Consider the following 7241-nt stretch of genomic DNA (forward strand, 5'->3'; position numbering starts at 1 on the left):
GCCGTGTGCCCGGCCCACCCCCAGAGGTTGCGTCTCCCCGATGTCGAGTCACCACACCGCGCCCGCGCGGCGAGCGTCGCGGCTACCGTCGTCGTATGACTCCGTGTCATCCGGCACGGGACCGCACCTGGCCGGGGGAGGGCTTCCGCCCCGGCCGAGCGAGGGGAAAGACCCGAGATGAGCCTCGGTGACGAGCACGGATACCGCGGCGACGCGGGCGGCCGCGGACACGACGGCCTCGGACCCGACGGCTTCGGCGGCACGGGCCAGACCCGTACCCGGCTGCCCAACTCCGCCGACCCCGACAACCACCCAGGACGCCGCCCTCCGCGCAGCTCCCGCTCCATGATCGCGGTGGTGGCGGTCGTCGTCCTGCTCGTCGCCGCCATCGCGTTCGTGAACCGGGGCGACGACACCGGCGACGACCCCTCCGACACCGCGAAACCCCGCCCGGGCGCTGCCGCCGCGACAGCGGCCACCGGCGTCAAGCCCGTGCGGGGCGAGACCGAGGGCATCCCGACCGGCTACGCCCGCGACGAACAGGGCGCGCAGAGCGCCGCCGCCAACTTCACGGCGGCACTCGGCTCCGACCGCATGTACGACCAGGACCAGCGCCGACGGGTCGTCAGTACTGTGTACGCGCCGGCGGTCGCCGAAGCCCGCCGCAGCGCCCTGGACAAGGTCTACACCGAGCAGTTCCTCACCGACATCGGGCTGCGCGAGGACGGCACGGCCCCGCCCGGTCTGACCTTCGTCAGCCGCTTCACCCCGCTCGGCTCCAAGGTCGACCGCTTCAGCGACACCTCGGCGACCGTCTCCGTCTGGCACACCGCGCTGTTCGGCCTCGCCGGCGAGACGTCCAAGACCCCCGTCACCCAGAGCTGGTACACGTACACCTTCCAGCTGACCTGGACCGGCGGGGACTGGAAGGTCACCGAGTACACCCAGAAGGACGGCCCCGTACCGGTCGGCCGTGACCAGACCGCATCCGGCGCCAAGGAGATGGCCGATGCCGTGCAGCAGTTCGGCGGTTACACCTATGCCCGGTAGCCGACGCCGCGTCCTTTCGATCACCGCCGCACTCGCCTCCCTCCAGGTGACGGCGGTGCTGCTGGCGTCCCGGGCCGTGGCGGCCCCGACGCCCACCCCGTCCCCCGGCACCACACCGGGCGCGAGCCCCAGCCCCAGCCCGAGCGGCAACGACCGCTGCGAGCTGGTCGAGGGCCCCGCCCGCGAGTACTGCGGCGACGGCGGCGGGACCAGCCGCAGCAACGGCCTCAACCCCACCGACGCCGCCGACCCCCTCGGCGCCCTCGGCCGCGCCTGCACCGACGCCGCGTCCTGGACCGTCGACACCCTCTCCAAGGCCGTGAAATCAACCGCCACCGTCGACTTCACCAACCCCACCTTCCTCTCCCAGTACGCCGTCGTCTTCGCCGCCACCACCGTCCTCACCCTCCTGCTGTGGCTGCTCGCGGTCGCCAAGCGCGCCATCCGCGGCGTCCCCTTCACCACCGCCGTCTCCGAGGCCATCGGCTTCCTCTGGCTGACCGTGCTGGCCTCCGCCTTCACCCCGCTGATCCTCTACACGCTGGTCTCCGCGACCGACGGCGTCACCGAGGTCATCACCGGCGGCACCGACGCACAGACCGACCAGTTCTTCGGCGACTTCTCCGCCGCCCTCAAGCAGGGCAACGGCATCGGCGGCGGGCCGATCATGCAGATCGTGGTCTCGCTCGTCACGATCGTCGCGGCCGGCGTCCTCTACCTCGAACTGTTCATCCGCGCGATCGTGCTCTACGTCGGCGCCCTCCTCGGCGTCGTCGTCTACTCCGGGCTCGTCGACAAGAACATGTGGGGCAACGTCCGCCGCTGGGCCGGCATCATGATCGCGATCATTCTGGTCAAACCGGTCATCGCCATCGTCCTCGGCCTCGCCGGCGCCCTCACCAACTCCGCCGACAACGACGCCATATCCTCCATCGTCTCCGGCCTCGCGATCATCATCCTGGCCATCGTCGCCTCCGCGATGATCTACCGCTTCGTCCCCGGCTTCGGCGACGAGATCGTCGCCTCCCGCAACAACCGCATCCAGGGCGGCGTCGAGAACCGGGCCGCGGCCGTCATCAGCTCCCCCGCCGCCCTCGTCTCCCAGGGCATCAAGACCCACAGCGCCCGCGGCAACCCCGGCGGGGGCGAGAGCGGAGGCAGCGGCTCCACCGCCCCCCGCCCGGCCAACCCCGTCAGCGGCGGCGTCGCCGCCCACAGCAGCCGCGCCGGTGACAGCGGCGGCGGCAGCGCACCCGCCCCCGCCGCGCCCCCGCCCCGTACCGCCGGACCCACCTCCGGCACCCCGCACAGCAACCGCAACAGCACAGGAGGAGGAGGGCGTTGACGACCCAGTCCCATCCCCTCATGCCCCGCCGGACCTATCTCATCGGCCGGGCCCGACCGAACGCGATCATCGGCAAGAACCGTGAGACCGGCGAGATCGCCCTGATCGTCGTCGGCGCGTTCCTCGGCATGATGAGCGGACTGCTGGTCCCCGTGCTCACCCTGCGGATCGTGCTGCTGACGGGCTTCCCCATGCTCGGCCTCGCCGCCGTGTACGTCCCCTACAAGGGCCGCACCTTCTACAAGTGGTTCGAGATCAACCGCAGCTTCAAGCGCACCGTCCGCGCCAACGCCGCCTACCGCTCCGGCGCCGCCGAGGCCGGCACCCGGCTCGACGGCCGCGAGATCGAGATCGGCCCACCGCCCGGCATCGGCCGCATCAACTGGCTCTCCGCCCCCTTCGGCCCCGACGAGATCGCCGTCCTCCTGCACGCCGACCGCCGCACCGTCACCGCCGCCATCGAGATCGAGGGCCCCGGCGTCGGCCTGCGCGACAGCGAGGACCAGGAAGCCCTCGTCGACCGCTTCGGCACCCTCCTCAAGCACGTCGCCAACGGCGACGGCTTCGTGACCCGGCTCCAGATGCTCGCCCGCACCCTGCCCGCCGACCCCGACGCCCACGCCAAGGACGTCGCCCAGCGCGGCGACGCCCACTCCCCCGAGTGGCTGCGCGACTCCTACGACCAGCTCCAGTCCATGGTCTCCACCTCCAGCGAGCAGCACCGGGCCTATCTCGTCGCCTGTATGCACTACACCCGCGAGCTGGCCGCCGAGGCCCAGGCCATGGCCCGCGCCGCCCGCACCTCCTCCGCCGGCGGCCGGTTCCGCCGCCTCGACAAGGACGCCGGGCTCGCCGTCGTCATGGCCCGCGAGCTGACCGACATCTGCGCCCGCCTCGCCGAGGCCGACATCCGCGTCCGCCAGCCCCTCGGCCAGAGCCGGCTGGCGTCCCTGGTGCACTCCATGTACGACCCGGACCACCCCATCGACCACATCCAGGCGATGACCAAGCGCAACGCCTGGCCCGCCGAGCTGGACGCCATGGAGCCCACCTACCTCCAGGCCAAGACCCGCGAGTCCTCCACCCGCGCGCCCTGGTGCCACGCCACCGCCTGGGTGAAGGAGTGGCCGATGACCCCCGTCGGCGTCAACTTCCTCGCCCCGCTCCTCGTCCACACCCCCGATGTGATCCGTACGGTCGCGGTCACCATGGATCTGGAGCCCACCGAGGTCGCCATCGAGCGAATGCTCACCGAGAAGACCAACGACGCCGCCGACGCCAGCCGCGCCGCCAAGATGAACCGCACGGTCGACCCCCGCGACATCGCCGCCCACGGACGCCTCGACCAGCGCGGCGAAGACCTCGCCAGCGGCGCCGCGGGGGTCAACCTCGTCGGGTACATCACGGTGTCGTCGCGCTCCCCCGAGGCCCTGGCCCGGGACAAGCGCACGATCAGGGCCTCCGCCGGAAAGTCGTATCTCAAGCTGGAATGGTGCGACCGCGAGCACCACCGGGCCTTTGTGAACACCCTGCCGTTCGCGACCGGCATCCGCCGTTAGGGGCCCTGATCCTGATGCGTGATCCGCTGTCCGTCGTCACCGAGGCGTTCACCTCCTTCGTCCTCGGCAAGGTGGAGACGACCCGGCTGCCCGTCCGCACCTCCACCGGACAGGCCCAGGCCGTCTATCTGCCGACCGCGGCCCCGGGCCTCGGCGACTCCGGAGTGATCATCGGCCGTGAGGTCTACAGCGGCAAGGGCTACATCTACGACCCTTTCCAGCTCTACGGTCAGCAGCTGCCGGCCCCGCACTGGCTGGTCCTCGGCGAGTCCGGCAACGGCAAGTCCGCGCTGGAGAAGACCTACGTCCTGCGCCAGCTGCGGTTCCGCGACCGCCAGGTCGTCGTCCTCGACGCCCAGGGCGAGGACGGCGTCGGCGAATGGAACCTGGTCGCCCAGCAGCTGGGGATCACCCCCATCCGGCTCGACCCGATGACCGCGCTCGACGGCGGCATCCGGCTCAATCCCCTGGACCCCTCGATCACCTCCACGGGCCAGCTCGCGCTGCTCCGCACGATCATCGAGGTCGCCATGGGCCACGGCCTGGACGAACGCGCCGGCTTCGCCCTCAAGGTCGCGCACGCCTATGTGAACGAGACCACCACCAACCGGCAGCCCGTCCTCACCGACATCGTGGAACAGCTCCGCCACCCCGAGGCCGAGTCCGCGGAGGCCATGAACGTCGACATAGACGATGTCCGGGCCTGGGGCCTCGATGTCGCCCTCGTCCTCGACCGCCTGGTCGACGGCGACCTGCGGGGCATGTTCGACGGCCCCACCTCCGTCGGCATCGACCTCGACGCCCCCCTGATCGTCTTCGACCTCTCCCACATCGACCGCAACTCGATCGCCATGCCGATCCTGATGGCGATCGTCGGCGTCTGGCTGGAGCACACCTGGATCCGCCCCGACCGGAAGAAGCGCATCTTCCTGGTCGAAGAGGCCTGGCACATCATCAACTCCCCCTTCGTCGCCCAGCTCTTCCAGCGGCTGCTGAAGTTCGGCCGCCGGCTCGGCCTCTCCTTCGTCGCGGTCGTCCACCACCTCTCCGACGTGGTCGACGGCGCCGCCGCCAAGGAAGCCGCCGCGATCCTGAAGATGGCGTCCACGCGGACCATCTACGCCCAGAAGGCCGACGAGGCCAGGGCCACCGGACGGGTCCTCGGGCTGCCCCGCTGGGCCGTGGAGATCATCCCGACGCTGACCCCCGGCATCGCCGTCTGGGACGTCAACGGCAATGTCCAGGTCGTCAAACACCTCATCACCGAAGCGGAACGGCCGCTGGTCTTCACCGACCGCGCCATGACCGAGTCTTCCACCCCCGACGAACCGCTGCTGCCGGAGGAGTTGCAGGCCGCCGAGTGGGAGACCGAACAGCGGGCCGCCCTGATGGAACGCCACCGGTACGGGCCCGCCGACCCCGCGTCCTCCGAGTCCACGGTCGCCTGAGATGCACGACCGGCACGACCATCGGCAGCACCGCCCCGGCCGGAACGGAACCGGGGGCGTCCCTGACGGCCTGCTGCTGGGCGTGCTCGCGCTGAGCGTCTGCGTCCTGTTCGTCGTCTGGACCGCGACCGGCCTCGCCGCCCTGTTCGCCCACGGGTCCTGGCCCGCCGGGGTCGCCTTCATGGACACCCCGCCGGCCATCCGCTCCCTGATCACCGCCCCCCAGGACCTGCCGGCCGCCTGGCCCGGCACCCCCGCGGGCGAGTTGTCGGGGTACGGGCTCTTCTGGGGGCTCGCCATCGGCGAGCTGATGGTGCTGGGCGTACTGGGCGTCTTCGCGGTGGGCACACTGGCCCGCTGGAAGGCGGTACGGGGGAACAAGCGCCCCGACCACCGCCCGGAGCAGGCTCCCGCAGCTCCCGCAGCCCCTGCGCCGGTCGGCGACCCGCTGCTGAAGACACCCCCGCCACGACCCGCGCCCGGACCCGCGCCCGACACCATCCCGGACGCCGTGCGGATCCCCCCGACCGAACGGCCCGCACCGGCGACGGCCCCGGCACCGACCCCACCACCGCCGGTCGTCCCGGCCCCTCCTGTCGCTGTGCCGTCGCCTGGTGCCGTACCGCCGCCCCGCGACCGGGGTCTGTTCTACGGGGGCCCGGCCGTCCGCCGGCCCGCCGCCGTACGGGCCGTCCTGGACGCCGAGGGCCCCGCGCTCGTCATCACCTCCGACCCCGGCGTCTGGGCGGACACCAAGGACGCGCGGGCCAAGCTGGGCCCCGTCCTGGTCTACGATCCCGGCCATCTCTGCGACACCCCCGCCCGTATGCGCTGGTCCCCCACGGCCCACTGCGAGAACGCCGACACCGCCGCCACCCGGGCCACCGCGCTCCTCGCCCCCGTCCGCCCACGCGCCCTCCTGGACGCCGCGATGGCCGACAACGCCGAGGCCCTGCTGCGCTGCTGGCTGCACGCGGCGGCCGTCGACGGCCGCCCGTTCAGGCAGGTTCTCCGCTGGGCCCAGGGCGGCGGAGCCCAGGAGGCCGTACGGATCCTGCGGACGCACCCCAGGGCCACGGCCGGCCTCGCCGGCCTCCTGGAGGCCGCGCTGACCGCCCACCCCGAGCGCCGGGAGATCGCCCAGCAGCTCGTGGCCCGCGCGCTCTCGGCCCTGTCATCGGTGCATATCCGCCAAGCGTGCACACCGAACCGAACTGATGCGCTCACCTTGGAATCATTTGCGGACGAAGGGGGAACCCTTTATCTGGTGGGAGAGTCCCTGGAGGACCCCCGATCCCGCCCCGGAGCGATGCCACTGCTCACGGCACTGGCAGCAGACGTGGTCGAGCACGGCCGCCGCATGGCCGCACGGTCATCCGCCGGCCGGCTCGACCCACCACTGACCCTCGTCCTGGACGATGTGGCAGCGGTCGCGCCGTTCCCCCACCTTCCCGAACTGCTCGCGTCCGGCCATGAGTACGGCCTGCCCGCCCTGGCCCTCCTCCGCTCCCCCGAACAGGCCCGGGCCCGCTGGACCGATCCCCTGCCCGGCTGACGACAGGCCGGCAGACGAGGGGTGGGCCTGTGGGTGGGCATGAAAAAGGCCCCGGCTCCCCGACACCACCCTCCATGCAAGGAAGGCAGTCCCGGGAAACCGGGGCCCATATATACAAAGCAGAGAGGCCCCGCACCAAACAGTGCGGGGCCTCTCTCAAAATTTGTTCGGCGGCGTCCTACTCTCCCACAGGGTCCCCCCTGCAGTACCATCGGCGCTGAAAGGCTTAGCTTCCGGGTTCGGAATGTAACCGGGCGTTTCCCTAACGCTAAAACCACCGAAAC

The 7241-nt window shown here is 71.6% G+C and carries 5 protein-coding genes and 1 rRNA gene; 5 read left to right on the forward strand and 1 reads right to left on the reverse strand.

Annotated elements, in window-relative coordinates; all coding sequences use genetic code 11:
* The first annotated feature begins 177 nt into the window (after window positions 1–177).
* From SYYSPA8_RS36310 to SYYSPA8_RS36330, 5 genes are read left to right on the forward strand one after another with little or no spacing between them, the layout of a single operon-like run.
* Window positions 178–1050 carry a hypothetical protein gene (locus tag SYYSPA8_RS36310; protein ID WP_323451734.1) on the forward strand — a complete coding sequence of 291 codons (873 nt, stop codon included), beginning with the start codon at window positions 178–180 and terminating at the stop codon, window positions 1048–1050.
* Window positions 1040–2395: a hypothetical protein gene (locus SYYSPA8_RS36315; RefSeq protein ID WP_323451735.1), complete on the forward strand. Its 1356-nt coding sequence runs from the start codon at window positions 1040–1042 to the stop codon at window positions 2393–2395. Before SYYSPA8_RS36310 ends, SYYSPA8_RS36315 begins: the two co-directional genes overlap by 11 nt.
* A complete protein-coding gene (locus SYYSPA8_RS36320; protein ID WP_323451736.1) occupies window positions 2392–3954 on the forward strand; it encodes an SCO6880 family protein in 1563 nt (520 codons plus the stop codon). The genes SYYSPA8_RS36315 and SYYSPA8_RS36320 overlap by 4 nt, the downstream gene beginning before the upstream one ends.
* Window positions 3955–3968: 14 nt before the next feature.
* Window positions 3969–5402 (forward strand): ATP-binding protein, encoded by a 1434-nt coding sequence (locus SYYSPA8_RS36325; protein WP_323451737.1) that lies wholly within the window; start codon window positions 3969–3971, stop codon window positions 5400–5402.
* 1 nt (window position 5403) lies between these two features.
* Window positions 5404–6957 (forward strand): type IV secretory system conjugative DNA transfer family protein, encoded by a 1554-nt coding sequence (locus tag SYYSPA8_RS36330; RefSeq protein ID WP_323451738.1) that lies wholly within the window; start codon window positions 5404–5406, stop codon window positions 6955–6957.
* 165 nt (window positions 6958–7122) lie between these two features.
* Here SYYSPA8_RS36330 and rrf read toward each other — a convergent pair.
* A 5S ribosomal RNA gene (rrf, locus tag SYYSPA8_RS36335) occupies window positions 7123–7239 on the reverse strand.
* Window positions 7240–7241 lie beyond the last annotated feature (2 nt).

Source organism: Streptomyces yaizuensis (genome assembly GCF_034961445.1).
Classification (GTDB): Bacteria; Actinomycetota; Actinomycetes; order Streptomycetales; family Streptomycetaceae; genus Streptomyces; species Streptomyces yaizuensis.

Coding starts and splice junctions, on each gene's coding strand:
- SYYSPA8_RS36310 (WP_323451734.1), top strand. CDS start 178: ATGAGCCTCGGTGACGAGCACGGATACCGCGGCGACGCGGGCGGCCGC.
- SYYSPA8_RS36315 (WP_323451735.1), top strand. CDS start 1,040: ATGCCCGGTAGCCGACGCCGCGTCCTTTCGATCACCGCCGCACTCGCC.
- SYYSPA8_RS36325 (WP_323451737.1), top strand. CDS start 3,969: ATGCGTGATCCGCTGTCCGTCGTCACCGAGGCGTTCACCTCCTTCGTC.
- SYYSPA8_RS36330 (WP_323451738.1), top strand. CDS start 5,404: ATGCACGACCGGCACGACCATCGGCAGCACCGCCCCGGCCGGAACGGA.